The organism is Sphingobium sp. Ant17 (assembly GCF_000588875.1).
Lineage (GTDB): Bacteria > Pseudomonadota > Alphaproteobacteria > Sphingomonadales > Sphingomonadaceae > Sphingobium.
This window is the reverse complement of sequence record NZ_JEMV01000016.1, coordinates 17,655-36,820: the sequence shown is the minus strand read 5'-3', so window position 1 is coordinate 36,820 and position 19,166 is coordinate 17,655. Positions and strand designations below refer to the sequence as shown.

At 63.1% G+C, this 19,166-nt stretch carries 20 protein-coding genes and 1 pseudogene; 8 read left to right on the top strand and 13 right to left on the bottom strand.

Annotated features, from left to right (window positions below):
* The first annotated feature begins 45 nt into the window (after positions 1 to 45).
* Positions 46 to 639, top strand: a complete 594-nt coding sequence (locus BF95_RS25565; RefSeq protein ID WP_048576643.1) for a sigma-70 family RNA polymerase sigma factor — start codon at positions 46 to 48, stop codon at positions 637 to 639.
* 16 nt (positions 640 to 655) lie between these two features.
* Here the strand turns inward: BF95_RS25565 and BF95_RS09335 are convergent, their stop codons facing one another.
* A complete protein-coding gene (locus BF95_RS09335; protein WP_043151064.1) occupies positions 656 to 964 on the bottom strand; it encodes a hypothetical protein in 309 nt (102 codons plus the stop codon).
* A gap of 239 nt (positions 965 to 1,203) precedes the next feature.
* Between BF95_RS09335 and BF95_RS27295 the strand changes: the two genes are divergently transcribed.
* Positions 1,204 to 1,590: a hypothetical protein gene (locus BF95_RS27295; protein ID WP_152542630.1), complete on the top strand. Its 387-nt coding sequence runs from the start codon at positions 1,204 to 1,206 to the stop codon at positions 1,588 to 1,590.
* A 144-nt stretch (positions 1,591 to 1,734) separates the two neighbouring features.
* On the opposite strand, the gene BF95_RS09325 is transcribed toward BF95_RS27295, so the two are convergent.
* The 8 genes from BF95_RS09325 to BF95_RS09285 form a co-directional block, all read right to left on the bottom strand.
* The gene (locus BF95_RS09325) at positions 1,735 to 2,388 is read right to left on the bottom strand and encodes a DUF2059 domain-containing protein (RefSeq protein WP_043151060.1); all 654 of its coding nucleotides are present in this window, start codon (positions 2,386 to 2,388) and stop codon (positions 1,735 to 1,737) included.
* A gap of 29 nt (positions 2,389 to 2,417) precedes the next feature.
* On the bottom strand, positions 2,418 to 3,002 hold the full coding sequence (locus tag BF95_RS09320) for a glycine zipper 2TM domain-containing protein (protein ID WP_327195443.1): 585 nt from the start codon (positions 3,000 to 3,002) through the stop codon (positions 2,418 to 2,420).
* A gap of 397 nt (positions 3,003 to 3,399) precedes the next feature.
* The gene (locus BF95_RS09315) at positions 3,400 to 3,891 is read right to left on the bottom strand and encodes an NUDIX domain-containing protein (RefSeq protein ID WP_043151058.1); all 492 of its coding nucleotides are present in this window, start codon (positions 3,889 to 3,891) and stop codon (positions 3,400 to 3,402) included.
* Positions 3,892 to 3,916: 25 nt separating this feature from the next.
* Positions 3,917 to 4,336 (bottom strand): secondary thiamine-phosphate synthase enzyme YjbQ, encoded by a 420-nt coding sequence (locus BF95_RS28960; protein ID WP_043151056.1) that lies wholly within the window; start codon positions 4,334 to 4,336, stop codon positions 3,917 to 3,919.
* Between the two features lie 713 nt (positions 4,337 to 5,049).
* Complete coding sequence (locus tag BF95_RS09300; RefSeq protein WP_043151054.1) at positions 5,050 to 5,406, bottom strand: carboxymuconolactone decarboxylase family protein; 357 nt, start codon at positions 5,404 to 5,406, stop codon at positions 5,050 to 5,052.
* A 17-nt stretch (positions 5,407 to 5,423) separates the two neighbouring features.
* Positions 5,424 to 6,695, bottom strand: coding sequence for a TolC family outer membrane protein (locus tag BF95_RS09295; protein ID WP_043151053.1), 1,272 nt, complete (start codon positions 6,693 to 6,695; stop codon positions 5,424 to 5,426).
* Positions 6,692 to 6,895, bottom strand: a complete 204-nt coding sequence (locus BF95_RS09290; protein ID WP_043151050.1) for a YgaP family membrane protein — start codon at positions 6,893 to 6,895, stop codon at positions 6,692 to 6,694. Before BF95_RS09290 ends, BF95_RS09295 begins: the two co-directional genes overlap by 4 nt.
* Positions 6,896 to 6,926: 31 nt before the next feature.
* The gene (locus BF95_RS09285; RefSeq protein WP_043151047.1) at positions 6,927 to 8,207 is read right to left on the bottom strand and encodes an NAD(P)/FAD-dependent oxidoreductase; all 1,281 of its coding nucleotides are present in this window, start codon (positions 8,205 to 8,207) and stop codon (positions 6,927 to 6,929) included.
* Positions 8,208 to 8,279: 72 nt separating this feature from the next.
* On the opposite strand from BF95_RS09285, the gene BF95_RS09280 reads away from it, so the two are divergent.
* The 6 genes and pseudogenes from BF95_RS09280 (at position 8,280) to BF95_RS25560 (ending at position 15,421) form a co-directional block, all read left to right on the top strand.
* Complete coding sequence (locus BF95_RS09280) at positions 8,280 to 8,636, top strand: rhodanese-like domain-containing protein (protein ID WP_443018351.1); 357 nt, start codon at positions 8,280 to 8,282, stop codon at positions 8,634 to 8,636.
* Between the two features lie 26 nt (positions 8,637 to 8,662).
* On the top strand, positions 8,663 to 9,685 hold the full coding sequence (locus BF95_RS09275) for an efflux RND transporter periplasmic adaptor subunit (protein WP_043151112.1): 1,023 nt from the start codon (positions 8,663 to 8,665) through the stop codon (positions 9,683 to 9,685).
* Positions 9,682 to 12,899 (top strand): annotated as a pseudogene (locus BF95_RS09270) (efflux RND transporter permease subunit). The gene BF95_RS09275 and the pseudogene BF95_RS09270 overlap by 4 nt, the downstream one beginning before the upstream one ends.
* Positions 12,896 to 13,219: an ArsR/SmtB family transcription factor gene (locus tag BF95_RS09265; RefSeq protein WP_043151046.1), complete on the top strand. Its 324-nt coding sequence runs from the start codon at positions 12,896 to 12,898 to the stop codon at positions 13,217 to 13,219. The pseudogene BF95_RS09270 and the gene BF95_RS09265 overlap by 4 nt, the downstream one beginning before the upstream one ends.
* 350 nt (positions 13,220 to 13,569) lie before the next feature.
* The gene (locus BF95_RS09260) at positions 13,570 to 15,063 is read left to right on the top strand and encodes a catalase (RefSeq protein ID WP_043151045.1); all 1,494 of its coding nucleotides are present in this window, start codon (positions 13,570 to 13,572) and stop codon (positions 15,061 to 15,063) included.
* Positions 15,064 to 15,103: 40 nt separating this feature from the next.
* Positions 15,104 to 15,421 (top strand): hypothetical protein, encoded by a 318-nt coding sequence (locus BF95_RS25560; RefSeq protein ID WP_200866924.1) that lies wholly within the window; start codon positions 15,104 to 15,106, stop codon positions 15,419 to 15,421.
* 251 nt (positions 15,422 to 15,672) lie between these two features.
* On the opposite strand, the gene BF95_RS09250 is transcribed toward BF95_RS25560, so the two are convergent.
* Genes BF95_RS09250 through BF95_RS09235 form a run of 4 tightly spaced genes read right to left on the bottom strand, consistent with a single transcriptional unit; the run spans position 15,673 to position 19,061 of the window.
* A complete protein-coding gene (locus BF95_RS09250) occupies positions 15,673 to 16,146 on the bottom strand; it encodes a Dps family protein (RefSeq protein ID WP_051519940.1) in 474 nt (157 codons plus the stop codon).
* Between the two features lie 52 nt (positions 16,147 to 16,198).
* Positions 16,199 to 16,309, bottom strand: coding sequence for a cytochrome bd-I oxidase subunit CydX (gene cydX, locus BF95_RS26285; protein ID WP_043151041.1), 111 nt, complete (start codon positions 16,307 to 16,309; stop codon positions 16,199 to 16,201).
* Between the two features lie 17 nt (positions 16,310 to 16,326).
* Entirely contained in the window at positions 16,327 to 17,475 is a 1,149-nt protein-coding gene (gene cydB / locus BF95_RS09240; RefSeq protein ID WP_043151039.1) for a cytochrome d ubiquinol oxidase subunit II, read from the bottom strand.
* 11 nt (positions 17,476 to 17,486) lie between these two features.
* Entirely contained in the window at positions 17,487 to 19,061 is a 1,575-nt protein-coding gene (locus BF95_RS09235) for a cytochrome ubiquinol oxidase subunit I (protein ID WP_043151110.1), read from the bottom strand.
* Positions 19,062 to 19,166: the final 105 nt, after the last annotated feature.

Genomic DNA, 19,166 nt, shown 5'->3' with positions numbered 1-19,166 from the left:
ACAAAGAATGATGTCGCAAGCAACTCCGAAGGTAGAGCGAAATCCATGACCCCGGGAGAATTCGACTGTGCGACACGGGCATCACTACCAGCACTCACCCGTTATGCGCGACGGCTCACCAATGGCGCCGACGGAGCCGAGGATCTGGTGCAGGAGGCATTGTCGCGAGCATGGAAAGCGCGCGAGCGCTTCGAAACCGGAAGCAACTTCAAGGCATGGACCTTCACGATCCTGCGCAACCTCTTCCTCTCACATGTGCGGCGCGAGCGCAGGAAGGTCGATTGGAACGATCTCGCGATGCATAGCTTGCCGGTTTCGCCACCGGATCAGGAGATTGGCCTTCTGCGCGAGGAGTTCGGCCAGGCTCTGGCAGCGCTCTCCGAATCCAACCGGCAGGCGCTACTTGCCGTGGTCGAGGACCAACTCGCCTATGAGGACGCTGCCGAACAATGCGGCGTATCACTGGCAGTTCTGAAAAGCCGGGTTCACAGGGCACGGATTGCCATGCTCGCCTATCTTGGCGGGACGCATCGATCCCAACTCCAGAAATCTTCACCCCCCTATATTCATCGCGGCTTTGTCAGCCCTCCCGATGCGAGGCGATTGCCGAACAAGATATCGTTCTGCCGGGCGGCTTGAGCATGGAGGCGCTTGGTCACCAAGTCGCCTTCCGGTGGATGTCAACGTACGCGGCGACCATAGCCTCATCATAGTTGCGATAGTTGCGCTGAATGGCATCCGCACGTTGCTTCTCTGCAGCGAGCATCGCCGCACCCTGTCGGTTGAGAATGCGCACCTGACGGCGTTCGATCTCCTCCTTCTCGTCGGTCACGCCATCGACCGAAACGCTCGAGTCGATCTCCACTGTCTGGATGGCTGCGTTCGCTCCGGCAGGTTCCTTCGGAAAAGCCATCCCGGGCGTCTGGGCGATGAGGTGAGCGCCGCTGGTCCCTGCGACCAGCATGGCCCGCGAAGAGTCGAGCGGGTTTCTTCTCAGGTATCGCCAGCTGACCTTGTCTGACCTATATCAGCCTGGTCCGTAAGGGCGACGGGCCAAGGACATAAGACCGTCGAAGCGGCTGGGAGCAGCGACTCACTCGTTGCCCCATTGAGCCAAGCCCGCCGCCAGTCCTCGCAGGCCGTCCTGCTCCGCTCCATCGTCTCCAGCCGCCATTCCTCCACATCGGCGACGATATCATCCCATTGACCGCCGCGAACATCTGTCTGACTTTCGGCATTGGGCTGGAAAAGTCGCTGCATCACCGCATCCGATTCCGTGGAACATTCGATGCTGATCTTTTCGCTGATCTGGACGAAGCGTTCCCAGGCAGCACGCGCGATATCCGTCAGGACAAGGCCAAGCTGGAAGTTCAGCTGGCCAACACGGACGAACTCATCGACTGGCGAGGCCATCTTCATCTCCCGCTTGATATCAAAATCGATACGATATCGCCCGGTCGTGGGCGGCAGGCGAAACCCCGGATCCTGCATCGCGCCTGGCGCATTTCCACCGTTGCGCCACCGACCATCCGAGCATCTGCACAAATTGTACGATCCGGATCTTCATCATCGCTTCTGATTGATCTTTGACTAGCAAGCTTTGCACGTCCAGGTCTCTACGTGCTTTTCCGCAGGGCTCGATCTTTTCAGGGTGGTTCGGACCCGATTCGGCACGCCACCATTCGACATCCGGCCAGTTTCGCGAGACGCTCCCAGCGGGATCGCCGAACGTTCTCACAATGTCGGATGGGCAGAGGATGCCGCCGGCTCTTTCTTGCACCCACCCAAGCGGGCGCAGAATCGTCTTTGTGCATCGACAATGATCTCGGGAGTGACATCGCTCACCGCCTTCTCAAGTGCCGGAACCATGAGCGTGCGGCCCTTTTCGAGCCAGGCGCGACCGGCACTGCTCTCATAGAAGGCGTTAATTCCCATCAACTCTTCCACTGTGAAGGCCGCCGCGCAACTCTCGCGAAGCCTTGAAAGGACGGGGGCCTTCGCGGCCACCATCGCCTCTCCCAATGAGTCGCGATAGGCGGAGATTGTATCTGTGTCGTCGGGGAAGGCGGCGGACAGCGTCCGGAAGGAGTCTTCGACCGCTTCGCGGATGTTGGCGTCCATGACCTGATCGAAGCCGGAGAGCGCAATCGAGCGGGTGCACAATGCCCGACGCTGCGAAATGTCGTTCTCCGCAGCAGCGGCCTGGGCCGGAGAAATCGCCGGAGAGAGGGAAGCAGCGAGTATCAGCGCGGAGCCAAGCCAGAGGCGGCTATAGGCGGAACATCCGGCACGAGCGCGAGTGTTGTGGGTCACGATGATGGCCTCTAACTTGCCATTCTGGACGGCGTCAGGGTTGCGAGATAGTCGATGCGGCTTGTCCACGGTCACGACTTCATGCTTCCCGTGGACAGGGCGTTTTACCGGCAGCGGACGTCGTTTTGCTCGATCGATCGGCCGGCAAGCGCGCCCAGCGCGCCGCCGATCAGCGTACCGGCGGTACGATGGCGACCGCCGTCGATGATGTTGCCGAGAATCCCGCCGCTCGCGGCTCCGATGATGAGACCGGTCGTCCCGTCACTCCGCTTGCAGTAATAGCGTCCATCGGATCCGCGATAAACCTCGTCGCGGTCGGACAGGCGACGCTCACCATAACGGGGATCGTCCCTGTAGTAACGGGCCGCGTCATACTCCGTCGTGTAGGGATCGCTGCCGCGCCGACCGGTCGTGTCAGGATGATCGGCGCGCACGGCGGCTTCATAACGATCGCGCTCCGCCTCGTAGCGGGCGATCTCCGCGCGATAGCGTTCCTGGGCGTCCGTCCATCGCCGCTGATCGACAGCGCTCTGTGCGAGCGCAGATCCGCAAACCAGGGGGAGGGCGGCGAGTGCAAGCGCGGAGAGTGCGATTTTCCATCCGCGCGCCCTTGAAGCGCTTCCCGGACAATTGATTATTGCCGCGTCGGATCGGGTGGGGCTCTCGTTCATGAGAGGAACCGGGGACATGACATTCTCCTCGTTCGGGCGGGATCTTCACCGAACGATTACAGGGCGCCATGCCGCCCCAGTATACGCAACATTACCGAACGATCAGGACTTGGCAGGTTTGACCAAAGCGGAAGGCAGCCAGTCGGGGTGCCGCGCCACAGAACGCATCGTCGCGTGGATATCAATGTCAAATGGCTGGAATCCTCTATAGATCTTTCGGTCCGGATACCATCGTCTCCCCCGGCCACCTCCTGCCTTAGTGCAGTCCCCACCCGAGCGCGCGGCCGCCACCTCCAGCCTCTCTCGTTAGCGTATCATCGATGCAGTGACGACTTGTCGGCAGGGCTACTGCGCCACGGGAACGGTCCTCGTTCAATCATTTCCCGCTGTCGCCGGCTATTCCAGACGGCGCCGGTCACCGTTCCAACGGCGAAGCCGAACTATCGTCGTTCCGCAGATAATCTGCGAGCCAATCGAGCAGCGGACGCTGGCTTATGAGCATGCTGGGCGAGGCGCTGGAGAGAGCGAACCAGCGCGCTTCATCGATCTCCGGGAACGACTGCATCTTGCCGGATCGCGGCGGCCATTCCATTTCGAATAGATTGCTCTCCACGGCGTGGATATCGACCTGCTGCTCAAGAGCGAATGCCTCGACAAGCTTGCCTCCCGCCTGCCTCAGCTGTCCAAGCCGATGGAACTCGCCGGTAAGGCGGATGCCGAGCTCCTCCTCGACCTCGCGCCGGGCCGCAGCGGATGCGTCCTCGCCCGGCTCGATCAGGCCCTTGGGAATCTGCCATGATCCAGCGTCCTTGTTACGCCAGAAAGGCCCACCTGGATGGACAAGCAGGACATCAACCTCCGCACCGCGGCGCCTGTACAGCAGAACTCCCGCGCTCATCGGCGCCATGACGCTGCCTGTCGGACGACCGCGCTCATGCGCCGAGCAGATGCGCCGCGACGGTGCGGCGATGCGGCCGTCGCCGGTGCTCGAACAGATAGATGCCCTGCCATGTGCCGAGCGCCAGGCGCCCATCGATCAGCGGGATGGAAAGCTGCACTTGCGTCAACGCAGTCCGCAGGTGCGCCGGCATGTCGTCCAGACCTTCATCGTCATGCGCATATACTGACGGGTCTTCCGGTGCGATCCGCGCGAAATAGGCCTCGAGATCGGCGCGTACCTCGGGCGCCGCATTTTCCTGGATCAGTAGCGATGCCGAGGTGTGGCGGCAGAACAGGGTGAGCAGCCCCTGCCGAAATCCCGCTTCAGCGACCCAGTCGGTTACGTGCCGTGTGATCTCGACGAGCCCCTGCCGCCGCGTCGAGAATTCGAGAATGGTCGCGACCTGCTTCACGGGCCAACGTTGGCGCCGCAGCCGTGCGTGCGCACCTCTTAATGCGGCTGGAGGGAAAATTCGACAGACCGGCGGGTGCTTGCTCGTCTTCCCCAGCCACGCACGGGACGATCCACCCTGCGCGTCGGCTAGGTGGGCGGCGACCGATAGGTTCAGCAACAGGTGGTCGATCCGAGCCCGCCGCGTTCGCGCATTGGTGTTCCCAAAACAGTCCGTAAGCTGTGAGACGTCTCGCCAGGGTGGATCATGCGCGAGCATTGATCCGGGCTTGCTCCAGCAGGTCAAAGTGGCCGCACCTGTCGCAGGCACAAACACGGCATGGTCCTGGGTTCCGGCTTGCAGACATATCGGCGGGTTGGCGTGGCGTTGAAGTCGCCAGCGGGAATGACCCGGAAGCCGGGCTGGGCATGCCCCGATGGAGCAAGCTCGGCCTGATATAGTGGATGCTGAGGCAGGATCGCGGGGAAGCCCGCGCCGAAGCCTGTGGATCGATAGGTCTGGCATGAACCGATCGGTCGCGGATCGAATTGGATCGAAGAACAGGTGCTGTTGGTCCAGCTCGATAAGGCGACTGGCGCGCGCCCCCGTTGATGCATTGCTCCGAAGAATCGACCGAAGGCGCAGCTTCGTTCGCAGTATGATCTCCAAGCGGCCAGATGGCGGCAGCTGACCTCCAAAGCGTAAGGAGGGACGGAAAGGTCGTCCGATGGGCACTATGAGCCCGGCGCCTTATCCGCGAACTGGTCGAAGGCCTCCACCGCCTGCGCCGCGTACATCAGGCTCGGACCTGCACCCATGTAGAGCGCCATGCCCATCACCTCCATGATCTCCTGGCGCGTGGCGCCATTCTTGACGGCCGCCTGCGAGTGAAAGGCGACGCATCCGTCGCAGCGGATCGCAACCGAGATGGCGAGCGCGATCAATTCCTTGGTCTTGGTGTCGAGAGCACCCGCTTCGGTCGCGGCGCGCGCCATTGCCGAGAAGGCCTTTGTCACCTCCGGACTGCCGAGCCGCACTTCCTTGATCGCTCCGGTCAATTCCGAGGCCATGGCTGGCCAGTCCTTGTGCATTTTCTTTCCTCCAGGCTTCAAAGGCGTCCGAGCAGCGCTGCAACCCGATAGGCTGCGACGATTCGGTCGGTGCGAGCGCGGGTGGCCCCCGCTTCGGCGGCAATCGCTTCGCGCTCGGCGTCGAGCAGATCGAGTTGCGGCTTCATACCCACCCGCACCTCGTGACGGACGCTCTCGAGCGCCTGCGCCGCCGCCACGGCCTGGTCGCCCGCGGCCTGCTCGACCAGCTGGGCAGTGCGCACGTCCTGGAAGGCCGATATGACCTGTTCCTCGACCTGCATGCTGGCGGCCCGCATCCGTGCGTCAGCGGCACGGACCTCGCTGCTCGCTTCGGCGACCTTGCCCGACACCCGGCCGCCGCTGAAAAATTCCCAGCGCGCCCGGATGCCGACGGTCGCGCTGTCCGCGCGATAGTCGGGGAAGAACTGGTCGCGTACCGTTCCGGCTTCGGCAAAGGCGCCGACGGTCGGCAGTCGCTCAGCGCGTGCGCCCCGCGCTCCTGCCTGCGCTGCGCGCAAGCCGGCCTGGGCCTGGACGAGCAGAGGGTTGCTCCGCATCGCCTCCTCCATGGCATCATCGAGCGTCGCGGGCAGTGGCGGATTGGCGGGCAACAACTGCAAATCGATGGGCTCAAGGCCGGTCAGATTGGTGAAATGCGCGCGAGCAGAGACCTGCATGCCCTGCGCCCGGGCCAGCCCGGCGCGGGCCTCGGCCAGGCGCGCGCCGGCCTGCGCAACGTCGGTGCTCGGGCTCTCCCCTGCCCGATAGCGCAGCCGTGCCTGGCGATCGATCTCTGTGGTCTCGGTAAGCAGCCGTTCGTAGAGAGTCAGCATGCGCGCCGCAGTCAGCACGTCGCCATAAGCCTGCGTTACGGCCATGGCGAGCTGAGCCCGCGCGCCGCTTTGCCCGGCCTCTGCGCCCGCAATCCCTGCGCGCGCGCGATCCATGCCCGCGCCAAGCCGCCCGCCGGTGAAGAGCGGCTGCTCGACCGTCACCTGCGCCGCGCGCGGCGTGACATTGGCGGCGCCCAGCCCGAAGAAATTCTGGGGATCGAGGCGGCCATAGCCGATCGTCCCGCTCAGCGTCGCGGTCGGAAGCCGTCCCGAACGCGCCTGCTCGAGGCGCGCCTTGGCCGCGTCGGTCTCCGCATCTGCAACCACGATCTCGGGCGCATGGCGCATCGCCGCCGCAATCGCTTCCTCGAGTGTCGTGGCGTTGGCCGCCGTGCTCGCCATCAATGAAGCGGCAAGCCCCAGCGTCAGGCGAACGAGCCGGCGGGATCGGTTCATTTGAAGGCAGTCCCCGGCCGGACGCCCATTGCCTTGAAGACAATCGCGGCGGGGCAAAAGCCAGTGAAGCTCGCCTGGATCATGTTGATGCCCGCAAAGGCCGTGAGCGCTATCCACCAGGGATGGACGGTGAGGGACAGGACGACGCCCAGAAGGACGACACATCCGGCGAAGATCATGACGGCGCGATCGAGAGTCATTGTGGCATTCCTTTGCTGGTCGAGAGTGGGGTCACATCCGCAGCTTGCGGATGCCCATGACGTGGAGGGCGAGCTTTTCGTAGAAGGGCTCGCTCTCTCCCTTGCGCACCTTGCGCAGGAAATATTTCTCGAAGCCGATCTTGGCGAGATGGACCCATTTGCCGCTCGCCGCCCAGTTGACGTTGCGTGGCGGGATTTGCGGCTGCGCGACGAAGGCGACGCCGCCATCGCCGAAATCGGCGAGGCAGACAGCGTTCCAGGTCGCTTCCGCGGTGGGTTCCTTGCCGTCCAGGATCATATCGAGGTTCGCGGCGATGGCGGTCACCATGCTTTCGATCATGAAGCCGGTCTTGGGCACACCGACCGGCACCGGCGTCGGGCCGGTCGGCGGAATGGCGACGCAGACGCCCAGCGCGAAGATTTCCGGAAAGGCCGGGTTGCGCTGATGCTTGTCGACCAGAATGAACCCGCGCGGATTGGTGAGCCCGGCGATGTCGCGAACGGCCGGAACGCCACGGAACGCGGGGAGCATCATCGAGAAAGCGAACGGCAGATCGTGGGTCCTGGCGACCGCGCCGCCCTCGGCGATCTCCTCGAGGTGCATCATGCCGGCCTCGACCTTCGCGACGCGCGCATTGGTGATCCATTTGATGTGCCGCTCGCGCAATACGCTTTCGAGCAGGGACTTGGTGTCGCCGACGCCATCGAGGCCGAGATGGCCGATATAGGGCTCGGCGGTCACGAAGGTCATCGGCACCTTGTCGCGGATCTTGCGGCGGCGCAGTTCAGTGTCGAGGATCAGGGCGAACTCATAAGCCGGACCGTAGCAGGACGCGCCCTGCGCCGCGCCAACCACGATCGGTCCCGGATTTTCGACGAAGCGGTCGAACGCCTCTGCCGCAGCGGACGCATGCGCGGTCTGGCAGATCGAAACGGTATGACCTCCGTGCGGCCCCAGCCCTTCGATTTCATCGAACGCTAAATCAGGCCCCGTAGAAATTACAAGATAATCGTAATTGATGGACGTGCCGTCGTTGAGCTCCAACCGCTTTTCCGAAGCATGGAGACGCTTCGCGCCGACCCCCGTGAAGCCGATCTTCTTCTTCGCGAAGATGGGCGGAAGGTGTACCTGAATCGCCTCGGGCTCGCGCCAACGCACGGCGACCCAGGGGTTGGAAGGCACGAAGGAATATGTTTCCGAGTCGGAGACCATCATCACTTCGGCGCGCCCCTTTACCGCGGCGTTGATTTCATAGGCGGCGATGGTGCCGCCCAGCCCGGCGCCCAGCACCACGATTTTCGGCTTATCCATGACTTCCTCTCGCACTTCTCAAGAACTCGCTTGACGGAATATAATGATTACATGATATATGCAATAAGCAAATTGAAGGAGAATCTCATGTTTGGTTTCGGAAAGGCCAAGTCCCATCGTGAGCTCCGGCCCCTGGAGCTCAAGACCATGCTCGCGGACGGCTCCGCGCTGCTCATCGACGTGCGCGAGCCGGACGAATTCGCAGCGGGCCACATCGCCGGCGCAGTGAACATGCCTTTGTCGACCTTTTCACCGCGTAATGTCCCGGATGCAGCCGGGCGAACGGTCGTGCTTCAATGCGCGGGCGGCAAACGCTCCGGCATGGCACTGGACCGTTGCGTGAAGGCCGAGGCGGCGATCGATACGCATCTGGGCGGTGGCATCGGCGCATGGAGAGACGCTGGCCTGCCAATCGTCAGCGGCAAATAAGAGCGAAAGGGTCGGGGATGCGCGCGATGACGAAATGGGTCTGGCTTGCGAGCGTTTCGCTCGCCTTGGCGTCCTGCGGCGGCAAGGAAGCGGCCGACCAAGCCTCCACGACGCTCCCCGCAGGTGAGTCGCTGAAGCTCGCGGCAAGCGACATCGCTGACATGAAGGCAGTGGGCGCCGAGATCACCACGCGCGATTCCGCCGAGGCGCTCGCCCGAATACCGGGCACGCTTGTCAGCCTTTCGGTCCGCGAAGGCGATATGGTCGAAAAAGGCCAGCGCATCGGCACGGTCGTCGATGCGCGCCTCGGCTACGAGACCAGCGCTTATGGTGCCCAGGTCGCCGCGGCACAGGCCGAGGCGGCGCGCGCGCGCGGCGACCTTGCCCGCATCCAGGATCTCTACAACAACAAGGTCTATGCCAAGGCGCGCCTCGACCAGGCGGTCGCCATGTCGCGTGCCGCCGACGCGCAAGTCGCGGCCGCACGCGCGCAGCAAGGCGCAAGCGCCAGCGTCGCCGGGCAAGGTGCGATCGTTGCGCCGGCTAGCGGCCGGGTGCTGCGTGCGGATATCCCCGCCGGATCAGTCGTCGCGCCGGGCATGTCGGTGGCGACGATCACCGCCGGCCCTCCCCTCTTGCGGCTCGAGCTGCCGGAGTCGCTGGCCGGACAGGTGCGCAACGGCGCGCAGATATTGGTAGCTGAAGGCGATCTGCCCGACGGGTCGCGTCAGGGCCGAGTGACGCAGGTCTATCCCGCCGTCACCGGGGGCCGGGTGCGTGTCGATGCGACCGTGCCCGGCCTTTCCACGCAGCTTGTCGGGCGGCGCGTGGGCGTCTCGATCGAAGTCGGGCGGCGCAGCGCTCTCGTGGTGCCGCGCCGCTTCGTCTCGACGCGCTATGGCATCGACCAGGTCGATGTCGTGACGGCCGATCACCGGGTGAGCGCCGTACCCGTCCAGGTGGCGCCCACCACCGACCCCGACAGGATCGAGATCCTGAGCGGCGTTGCGGCCGGGGACACACTCTTCCTGGCGGGCGCGCGCAAATGAACCTCGGCATCTCCGGGCGGCTGACCCGCGCGACCATCATGTCTCCGCTGACGCCACTCTTCCTGATGGCGGCGATCGCGGTCGGGCTTCTCGCGCTCTTCTCGATTCCCCGCGAGGAGGAGCCGCAGATCAGCGTGCCGATGGTCGATATCCAGGTGATGGCGCCCGGTCTCGCCGCAGCCGACGCCGTCGAGCTTGTCGGCATTCCGCTCGAGACCATCGTCAAGAGCGTCGATGGCGTCGAGCATGTCTATACTCAGCCGAAGATGACGGCGTGATGGTGACGGCGCGCTTTGTGGTGGGATCAAATCCCGAGGACGCAGCGACCCGCATCGACGAGAAGCTGCGCGCCAATTGGGACCGGATTCCGGTTGGAATCCCCGATCCCAAGGTCACGGTGCGCGGAATCAACGACGTGCCCGCGATCGTGCTGACGCTCACGCCCAAGCCCGGCGCCGCCGGACAATGGAGCGATCAGGCGCTCTACGATCTTGCCACCAAGCTGCGCACCGAAATCGCCAAGGTCGACAATGTCGGCCTGACCTTCCTGACTGGCGGACGTCCCGACGAGATCCGGATCGCGCCAGACCCGGCCAAGCTCAACCAATATGGCGTACCGCTCGGCAGCGTCATCGAAGCGGCCGGCCAGGCCAATCGGAGCTTTCCGGCCGGCAGCATCCGCGAGGGCGGCAAGGCGGTCTCCGTCACGGCCGGCCGCACTTTGTCCTCCGCGCAGGAGGTGGGCATGCTCACCGTCCGCTCCGCGCGCGGCGCGCCCGTCTATCTGCGCGACGTCGCCGCCGTCACCCAGGGACCACGCGAGGACCAGTCCCGCGCCTGGCGCTGGGCGCGGAGTGGCGACCAATGGTCGAGCGCGCCCGCCGTCAGCATCGCCATCGCCAAGCGGTCGGGCGCCAATGCGGTTGTCGTCTCCGACGCCGTGCTGTCCAGAATCGAAAGCCTTAAGGGCAAGCTCATCCCCGATGGGGTCGATGTCGCGGTCACCCGCAACTATGGCGCGACGGCGAACGAGAAGGCCAATGAGCTGCTGTTCCATCTGGCGCTGGCGACCATCTCCATCGTCGTCCTGATCGGCTTTGCGATTGGCTGGCGCGAGGCGGCGGTGACCGCTGTCGTCATCCCCACGACGATCCTGCTCACGATGTTCGCCTCGAACCTGATGGGCTACACGATCAACCGCGTCAGTCTCTTTGCGCTGATCTTCTCGATCGGTATCCTGGTCGACGACGCCATCGTCATGATCGAGAATATCGCGCGCCATTGGGCGATGCCGGACGATCGCACGCGGACGCAGGCCGCGATCGAGGCCGTGGCCGAGGTTGGCAATCCGACCGTGGTGGCAACCTTGACCGTGGTCGCCGCCTTGCTGCCGATGCTGTTCGTCTCCGGCCTCATGGGCCCCTACATGGCGCCGATCCCGGTCAACGCCTCGGCGGCGATGGTCTTTTCCTTCTTCGTCGCGGTCGTGATCGCGCCCTGGCTGATGGTCCGCTTCGCGCGCAAGGCGCTGGCGGACGGAACGGCGCATGGCGGCCATGCGCATGACGAAAGCGGTGGAAAGCTCGGCCGGCTCTATGCCCGCGTTGCCCACCGCGTGATCGACAGCCGTACCTCGGCGCGCAATTTCCTGATCGCGGTCGGCATCGCCACGCTGCTCGCCTGCTCGATGTTCTATTTCAAGGCCGTGACCGTGAAGCTGCTGCCCTTCGACAACAAGTCGGAGCTGCAGGTGGTTGTCGACATGCCCGAAGGCACGAGCCTGGAGGCAACCGGCAGGACGCTCGAGGACGTGGCGACCGTGGCACGCAGGCTGCCGGAGGCAACCGCGATGGAAGCCTATGTCGGGACCTCCGCGCCGTTCAACTTCAACGGCCTCGTCCGCCACTATTTCCTGCGCAACAAGCCGGAGATGGGCGACGTGATGGTCGCCTTGTTGCCCAAAGGCGAGCGCGACCGGTCCAGCCACCAGATCGCCCTTGTCCTGCGCGAACAGCTCAAGGCGCTGAAACTGCCTGATGGGGCCTCGATCAAGGTGGTCGAGACGCCGCCAGGGCCACCCGTGCTCGCGACCCTGCTCGCCGAGATCTATGGTCCCGATGCGCAGACCCGGCAGCGCACCGCGACCGAACTGGAAAAGATCTTCCGTTCGGTCCCCTATATCGTCGATGTTGATAACAGCTTCGGCCAGCCTCGGCCCAAATTGCGCCTGATACCGCAGCGCGACCGCATCGATTATTATGGGCTTTCGGAACGTCAAGTCGCCGACAGCATCGGCGCGCTGATGGGCAGCCAGACGGTTGGCTATGCGCCGCGTGGACAGGGCCGTACGCCATTGCCGATCACTATTGCCCTGCCGCAATCGGCACGGGGATGGTCGCAGACGCTGGCCAGCACACCGGTCGCGGCAACGCCGGGCGGCCAGTTGATCGAGCTAGGCGCGGTCGTGGACGCGCGCAACGAACAAGGCAGCCGCGCGATCTTCCGGCGCGATGGCCGCTTCGCCGACATGGTCACGGCCGAGCTCGCCGGCGAATATGAGGCGCCAATTTACGGCATGCTCGCTGTCGACAAGGCGGTCGACGCCTATGACTGGGCGGCTAAGGGCCTCGCCAAACCGATCATACGCCTCAACGGCCAGCCCGAGGATGAGTCCGTCACCTCGCTGCTGTGGGATGGCGAGTGGGAGATCACCTGGGTCACTTTCCGTGACATGGGGGCAGCGTTCATGGTGGCGCTGCTCGGCATCTACATCTTGGTCGTAGCCCAGTTCCGCAACTTCAAGCTGCCGCTGGTGATCCTGACGCCGGTGCCGCTGACGCTGGTCGGCATCGTCATCGGGCATATGCTGTTTTCGGCGCCCTTCACCGCTACGTCGATGATCGGCTTTATCGCGCTCGCCGGCATCATCGTGCGCAACTCGATCCTGCTGGTCGATTTCATCCGGCACACCGCCACACCCGGCAAGCCGCTGCGCGACGTGCTGATCGAGGCGGGCGCGATCCGGTTCAAGCCGATCGTGCTGACGGCCGGGGCGGCGATGATCGGCGCGGCCGTGATCCTCACCGACCCAATCTTCCAGGGTCTTGCAATCTCGTTGCTTTTCGGCCTTGCTTCATCGACCCTGCTCACCGTTCTCGTCATCCCGGCGATCTATGTCGTGCTGCGGGATGACGGGAAAAGCGCGACACGATGATGGCCTGGAGTGCTGCCGCCGAAATGCTCTGCGAGCGTGCGACGGAAGTCGCCGACCTGCTCAAGCTGGTGGCCAATGAGCAAAGGCTGCTGCTGCTGTGCCGCCTGCGCGAGGGCGAAGCTTCGGTGGGCGAACTGGTGGGATTGTGCGACCTGTCCCAATCCAGCGTTTCCCAGCATCTCAGCAAGATGCGTGAGGGCGGCCTGGTGCAAACCCGCCGTGAAGCGACCACGATCTACTATAGCATGGCAAACCCCCATGTGGATGCGCTGATGGAATTCCTGTGCAGCCGTTTCGGGCGAACGGAAGAGCATATATGAGAAATGGATAGGCGGCCGCCGTGGTGTTCCTGAAAGTGCTACCCATGGAATCCGGCACCGACCTGTCCCGCGCCGTCGCGATGCAATTGGAACCGAGCTATTGCATGCTATCGATGTCGTCATGCACGAAGTGACTCGCCCAACGTCATGATCATACAGAATTCACGCGAGCATCAGCACATGTCCGTGTAGCACTATCCTGCTCCACTCGACGTAGCGAAACGCGCCTATTTGTAGACGAGTTCTGGCTGCCAGTGACCGCCGCTTCTTCAGCATAAGGGCCTCTACGGATATCAGCAAAGGAGGATAGCGCCGAGACAGGAAACACCGATTTCTGCTGGAGAAGTGCAATGACCGACCGGAAAGATGAACGCGGGTCCACGATGAGCACTGGCGCCCCGGCGCTGAGCGATCGCAACTCGCTGACGGTTGGTCCGGACGGCCCGATCCTGCTTCAGGACGTTCATTTTCTCGAGCAAATGGCGCACTTCAACCGCGAAAAGGTCCCCGAACGGCAACCGCATGCCAAAGGTTCGGGCGCTTTCGGCATATTCCAAACGACCAAGGACGTTTCCGCCTATACCAAGGCTGCCCTGTTCCAGCCGGGCACGACTACTGACATGCTCGCGCGCTTTTCTACCGTTGCCGGCGAGGCCGGCAGTCCCGACACCTGGCGCGACGTGCGTGGCTTCTCGCTTAAATTCTACACCGACGAAGGCAATTACGATCTGGTCGGCAACAACACGCCGATATTCTTCATTCGCGATGCAATGAAATTTCCGCACTTCATCCGCAGTCAGAAGCGTTTGCCGGATTCGGGTCTGCGCGACAATCATATGCAGTGGGACTTCTGGACCAGTAATCCGGAATCCGCCCATCAGGTGACCTATCTCATGGGCGAACGCGGTCTGCCCCGCACCTGGCGCAACATGAACGGCTACGGCTCCCACACTTATATGTGGATCAACGCCGAAGGCGAGAGATTCTGGGTGAAATATCACTTTCACACCAATCAGGGCATGGCCTTCTTTACCAATGCCGAAGCCGCGACGATGGCGGGCGCCGATGCGGATTTCCATCGTCGCGACCTGTTTGAAGCTATCGCGCGCGGCGAGCATCCCAGTTGGTCGCTCTCGGTCCAGGTCATGCCCTACGCAGATGCCAGCGCCTACCGGATCAACCCGTTCGATCTGACCAAGACCTGGTCGCATGCGGATTATCCGCTAATCCCGGTGGGCACGATGACGCTCAATCGCAATCCGGAGAATTTCTTCGCCCAGATCGAGCAGGCGGCGTTCTCACCAGGAAACACGGTGCCGGGCATCGGCCTGTCGCCCGACAAGATGCTGCTCGGCCGGGCGTTCGCCTACAACGACGCGCAGCGTAACCGCATCGGCACCAACTTTCACCAGCTGCCGGTCAACCAGCCGAAGGTAGCGGTTAACACCTACATGTTCGACGGCCACATGGCCTATCATCACAGCGGTAGCGCTCCGGTGTACGCGCCCAACAGCGGAGGCAGAAGCTGGGCGGACGAAACAGGGCCCGTCGTGGACGGCTGGGAGGCCGATGGCCCAATGGTTCGCAGCGCCTATCCGCTGCGCGCCGAGGACGATGACTTCACGCAACCCGGGATCATGGTTCGCGACGTGTTTAATGACGGGCAGCGGACGAAGCTGGTCGATCAGGTCGCAGGCAGTCTGCTCGGCGGCGTTCGCTCGCCGGTTCTCGAGCGGGCGTTCGAATATTGGAAGAGCATAGATGCCGATGTCGGCCACCGGATCGAGGAAACTGTCCGCGGCGGCGGTGCGCCGAAGCCAGCGGAAGGCATGGGCGAAGGCTGATCGCAGCTATCAGCGCAACACCGGGCAGGGAGGCAATATCATGGTGAGCACGACAGGACCCGCGTCTGTGGATATGGCCCAGGCGCTCCTTGATCCGGGATCGATCTTTGCGGACCCCGAAGAACTTCTCTTGCATGAGGGTCTTTCTCGGGAAGAGAAGATCGAACTGCTCAAGCGGTGGGAATATGACGCGAGCGAAAATAGCGTCGCCTTGGAAGAAGGGATGCCCGGTGACGAGAGCGACCTGTTGCGGCGTATTCTGCTGGCGCTCGATCATCTCATGGCCGGCATCGACGTGGACCATGTCGGTCCGACCAAGCAACATGGCTTCGCCAGTTCGGTCATCACATCCACATAGAAGTGGGGGCAATCCTCGAAAGCCGTTCGCGGGCATCGCAGAGCGCAATGTCGAGCGCTGCAGGACACGCCGCGCTCACATGTAGCCCGAACCTGCGTTGCTCACCCTGCGCCGTCGTCGCGGTCGCTCACCGCTACTTCCTTTTCCGAGACCTGCCATATTCGCCCGGAATTTCTCCGTGACGAGATCAAATGAAGCATGTCGACCAGCCGGTGGGACGGAGCCCGCCGGAATTTGGATCGCCCCTACCCTCAATCTTCGAGCAGGGCACGCAACATCCAGGCCGCCTGCTCATGCACGCCGATCCGCTGGGTCAGGAGGTCGGCCGTCGGTTCGTCGCTGGCAGCCTCGACGACAGGATAGAGGCTCCGCGCGGTTCGCGCCGTCGCTTCATGGCCTTGCGCCAGGATGGCGACCATCTCGAGCGCTTTGGGGGGCGTCGCCGGAGCGTCGGGAAGCGAACTCAGCTTGGCATATTGGCCGTAGGAGCCCGGGGCGGGATGACCCAGTGACCGGATGCGCTCGGCGATCGGGTCCACCGCATTCCACAGTTCGGTATATTGCGCCATGAACATCGCGTGCAGGCTGTTGAACATCGGCCCGGTGACGTTCCAGTGGAAATTATGCGTGGTCAGGTACAGCGTATAGGTATCCGCGAGCAGGTGGCTGAGGCCGTCGCTGATCGCTGCACGATCCGTATCACTGATGCCGATGTTGAGGCTCATGACTATCTTCCGATCTTCGCTGGAAATGCTGTTCGTGTTTCTTGCTTGCGCGCTACGCCGTCATGTCTTCGTCGGGGTCGGTATGAAATTCATGCCAGAGCCCGTTCAGGACGCCGAAGGCGACGGCCAGGCCCAGGCCCAATATCCAGCTGAAATACCACATGGTCCATGTCCTCGAGATCAATAGAAGTCCGGGTTGGTGCCGACATCCTTGAGCGTGATGCGCCCGAACAGTATCTTGTAGACCCAGGCGGTATAGAGCAGCACAATCGGCAGGAAGATCAGCGTGACCAGCAGCATGATGAACAGGGTTACATGGCTGGAGGACGCATTCCAGACGGTCAGGCTGGAGGCCGGGTCGATCGAGCTGGGCAGGATGAAGGGGAACATTGACAAGCCGACCGTCGCGATGATGCCAAGCGTGCCAAGCGACGAGCCGCCGAACGCCAGGACTTCGCGGCCGGTCCGGATTCCAGCCAGGGCGATCAGCGGCCCGGCAAAGCCCAGCAGCGGCGCCACCAGCATCCAGGGATGACGCGCATAATTGCTCATCCACGCGCCGGGCGCGGCAATCATCGCCATCAAATGCGGATTGGACGGCCCCATTGGATCGACTGCGCCTGTCATGCTGAACCCCATGCCACCGCGTGCCACCATCAGGCCGCCGATGGCGAAGAGCAGGACGGAAAGAATAGCCGCGATCTGCCCGAAACGCAGGGCGCGATCGTGCACCGCACCCCGTTCGATCTTGATGGCGAGCCAGCTTGCGCCGTGCAGCACCAGCATCGCTACCGAGAGCAGGCCAGCCAGCAATGAGAAGGGATGAAACAGGCCGAGCAGGCTGCCTTCGTAGAAAGAGCGCAGGTCGCCATCCAGGCGGAAAGGGATGCCGGTCAGCACATTGCCCACGGCCACGCCGAAGACCAAAGCCGGCACGAACCCGCCAACGAACAGCGCCCAATCCCACCGGCTGCGCCATGCCGCGTCGGGCCTCTTCGAGCGATATTTGAAACCGACGGGGCGCAGAATCAACGAGGCGAGCACCAGGAACATGGCAAGGTAGAAGCCGGAGAAGCTCACCGCATAGACGAACGGCCAAGCGGCGAAGATTGCACCGCCGCCCAGGATGAACCAGACTTGGTTGCCTTCCCAGGTCGCGCCGATGGAGTTGATGACCATGCGCCGCTCCGCGTCGGTTTTGGCGACGAACGGCAGCAGGGCGGCGACGCCAAGATCGAACCCGTCGGTCAGCGCGAACCCGATGAGCAAGATGCCCATCAGGCCCCACCAGATCAGGCGAAGCGTCTCATAGTCGATGGGAGGCACCATGATCGCTCTCCTTATTCAGCGGGCAGCGGCGTGTAGCCGTGCCCCGCTACAGCAGCATCCGACGGCTTATCGGTGTGTTCGAGCGGCCCCCTGCGGATCGCCGCCAGCATCAGCCGGACCTCGATCACCGCCAGCGTGCCATAGAGCAGCGTGAATCCGATGATCGTCGTCCAGAGCTGGGCAACCGTGAGGCTGGAGGCGCCCAGGAACGTCGGCAGCACGCCCTCGATCGCCCAGGGCTGTCGCCCGATCTCGGCGAGCACCCAGCCGAACTCCGCGGCGAGCCAGGGGAGCGGGACGATCCAGACGGCGGCGCGCAGGAACCAGCGCGCATCGAAACGGCGGACGGTCGAGAAGTAGAAGGCCAACAGGAAAAAGCCGATGAAGAAGAAGCCAAGGCCCGCCATCACCCGGAACACCCAGAACATGACCGGCACGTTGGGGACCGTGGACCATGCAGCCTGGACGATCTGGTCAGGCGTGGCAGTCCGTGGATCAGCAACGAAGCGCTTGAGCAGCATGGCATAGCCCAGATCGAGCTTGTGCCGCTCGAACTGCTCGCGCGCCGCCATGTCGGTGCGATCGACCTTCAGTTTCTCCACCGCGTCATAAGCCTGGACGCCATTTTCGATCCGAACCTGCGCCTTGGCGACAAGTTCGGTGATGCCCGCGACCTCGCCGGTCAGGCTGCGCGTCGAGATCAGACCCAGCACATAGGGGATCTTGATCTCATAGCGTGTCTCTCGTCCTTCGAGACTGGGGATGCCGAAGACGGCGATGCCGGCAGGCGCGGGCTCGGTGTGCCACATGGCCTCAAGCGACGCCAATTTCATTTTCTGGTTGTCCGTAAGGGCATAGCCGGATTCATCGCCCAGCACGACGACCGAGAGCGAAGAAGCAAGCCCGAACGCAGCGGCGACGGTGAAGGAGCGCCTGGCGACCGCCACCCATTTGCCCTTGAGCAGATACCAGGACGAGACGCCGAGGATGAAGACCGAGGCGGTAACATAACCAGCGCTCACGGTATGGACGAACTTGGCCTGGGCGACGGGATTGAACAGTACCGCCATGAAGTCGGTCACTTCCATCCGCATCGTGTCCGAGTTGAAGCGCGAGCCGACAGGATGCTGCATCCAGCCATTGGCAACCAGAATCCACAGCGCCGACAGGTTCGATCCGAGCGCGACCATGAAGGTGGTGAAGAGATGCTGGCGCTTCGACAGCTTGTCCCAGCCAAAGAACATGAGGCCCACGAACGTTGCTTCAAGGAAGAAAGCCATCAAGCCTTCGATCGCAAGCGGCGCGCCGAAGATGTCGCCGACATAATGGGAGAAATAGGACCAGTTGGTGCCGAACTCGAATTCCATGGTGAGGCCCGTGGCGACGCCGAGCACGAAGTTGATCCCGAACAGCTTGGCCCAGAAACGCGTGACCGTCCGCCAGATTGGCCGGCCGGTCATCACATAGATGCTCTCCATGATCACCAGCATGAAGGACAAGCCGAGCGTCAGCGGCACGAACAGGAAATGATAGAGCGCGGTCAGCGCAAACTGCAGGCGCGAAAGCTCGATTACTGCCATATCCACCATTGGCGGAACTCCTGTGCGGTCGGTTGCGGCATCCTGCCCACCGAGTCAGTCGCGATATTGATTAGTCATTAGGCGTAATTATGTATATGAACAAGCACCCTT